Source organism: Lutibacter sp. HS1-25 (genome assembly GCF_004121075.1).
Lineage (GTDB): Bacteria > Bacteroidota > Bacteroidia > Flavobacteriales > Flavobacteriaceae > Lutibacter.
The window spans coordinates 1-2119 of the sequence record NZ_RHLN01000088.1 but is presented as its reverse complement, the minus strand read 5'-3'; the positions used below and the strand labels follow the sequence as shown (position 1 = coordinate 2119).

The following is a 2119-nucleotide window of genomic DNA, read 5'->3' as shown; positions in this document are numbered from 1 at the left end:
GCGTTAAATCTTCTTTGTTTTTTTCAGTAAATAAACAGATTCTATACGCATCTGTTTTATCATCTTTACCCCTAACTAAGCCTAAACTTTTAGATAAATGCAAAGGGTTCAATACATATATTTTAAAATTAAATTTCGGTAAAACTTCAAATAAATTCCAGTTATATCTCCCAGTGTTTTCCATAGCCACTATAACTTGATTTTCTTTATATACACGAAAGAATTTAAGAATAGCTTTTTGTGAGTTTTCAATTTCAAAATGGGAAAGTTCTTGACTTTCTTTAACGCAGATATCTAATGTTTTACTGCTAATGTCGATACCAATAATAAAGTTTTTCATAAATTTGTTATTAAGTGAAACAGAATAGAGAAATCATCAGTTACTTAACTCCTTAATAATGGGCTTTAAATCCCGAATTTCTATTTGAGTATTTGATGAGCAGAGAAGTAAAAGTCTAAATCAGGACACGAGAATAAAATCTCAGAGCGCATGTCATAGTTTACTTTTACTTCTTTTCTCTTTCTAAATTTAATTAAAATTCCTTAATGCAAATCTAAAGGAGCCTGTCGAAGTGGGGGTCTGTTGAATTGTATTTTGATAATGAAAATATAAAGTGTAGTAGGTCTTCGACAAGCTCAGACTGGTCTTCGACAAGCTCAGACTGACAAGGTGGGTTAAATATAAAAAATGCTGTTTAAAAACCTAAATGTCACACTGAGCCTGTTTATGTGAGGCTTGTAGAAAAATAAAATCAGACTAGATTTTTGGTTCTCCTGATTTCTATGACAAAACCAAAGGATTTTTATAAAATTCTTGATTTTTGATAACGGCAAAAATACGATGAATAATTTTGTTTCTTACAGCATTCAATACTAGCATTTTATTTTTGCCTTCATTTACTTTTCTAAGGTAATAAACTCTTAAATCATTGTTAAGTCTAATGGCGCTCATAGCACCTAAATGCAATACAGCTTTGGTTGGTTTATCTGCAAACATTGACACCCTAGGCTTTCTATAAACCGAAGTTCCTGATTGATATTCAAAAGGAACCACTCCAGTATAGCAGGCCATCTTTCTTGGATCTGTTATTTTAGTAAAACCCTCAGTTTTAGCAATCATTGTCCAAGTTAATATCTTTCCTACACCTGGCACACTGCTAATTAATTTGGCTTGTTGTTTTAGGATAGAGTCTTCATTTATTATAGTCTGAATTTTTTGTTCAATCAATTTTATTTGCTTGACAATTTGGTCTATAAATTGTTTGTTTAGTTTGGCTAATTCTTTGTCAAGGCCAACATCTTTCATTAGTTTATAATCGTGTTGTTGTTTTAATAGACGTCTTTTCATTTTTATTCTAGAAGTACGTTCTGTTATGAATATTTTTAGCTTTTTAATAGCTTTAGGCGTGGGCTTCCAAAGCGTTAAATCTTCTTTGTTTTTTTCAGTAAATAAACAGATTCTATACGCATCTGTTTTATCATCTTTACCCCTAACTAAGCCTAAACTTTTAGATAAATGCAAAGGGTTCAATACATATATTTTAAAATTAAATTTCGGTAAAACTTCAAATAAATTCCAGTTATATCTCCCAGTGTTTTCCATAGCCACTATAACTTGATTTTCTTTATATACACGAAAGAATTTAAGAATAGCTTTTTGTGAGTTTTCAATTTCAAAATGGGAAAGTTCTTGACTTTCTTTAACGCAGATATCTAATGTTTTACTGCTAATGTCGATACCAATAATAAAGTTTTTCATAAATTTGTTATTAAGTGAAACAGAATAGAGAAATCATCAGTTACTTAACTCCTTAATAATGGGCTTTAAATCCCGAATTTCTATTTGAGTATTTGATGAGCAGAGAAGTAAAAGTCTAAATCAGGACACGAGAATAAAATCTCAGAGCGCATGTCATAGTTTACTTTTACTTCTTTTCTCTTTCTAAATTTAATTAAAATTCCTTAATGCAAATCTAAAGGAGCCTGTCGAAGTGGGGTCTTTCGAAGTGTATTCTGATAATGAAAATATAAAGTGTTACAGGTCTTCGACAGGCTCAGACTGACATTGAAAAGGAAATATACAAGTCTTCGGCAAGCTCAGGCTGACAAGGTGGGTTAA

General features: G+C 31.0%; 2 protein-coding genes. Both read right to left on the bottom strand.

Annotated features, from left to right (window positions below; genetic code table 11):
• On the bottom strand, window positions 1-340 hold a 340-nt coding region (locus EC396_RS12380; protein ID WP_164975283.1), incomplete at its 3' end, for a transposase.
• A gap of 441 nt (window positions 341-781) precedes the next feature.
• Window positions 782-1759 carry an IS110 family transposase gene (locus EC396_RS12375; RefSeq protein ID WP_129366718.1) on the bottom strand — a complete coding sequence of 326 codons (978 nt, stop codon included), beginning with the start codon at window positions 1757-1759 and terminating at the stop codon, window positions 782-784.
• Between the last annotated feature and the right edge of the window lie 360 nt (window positions 1760-2119).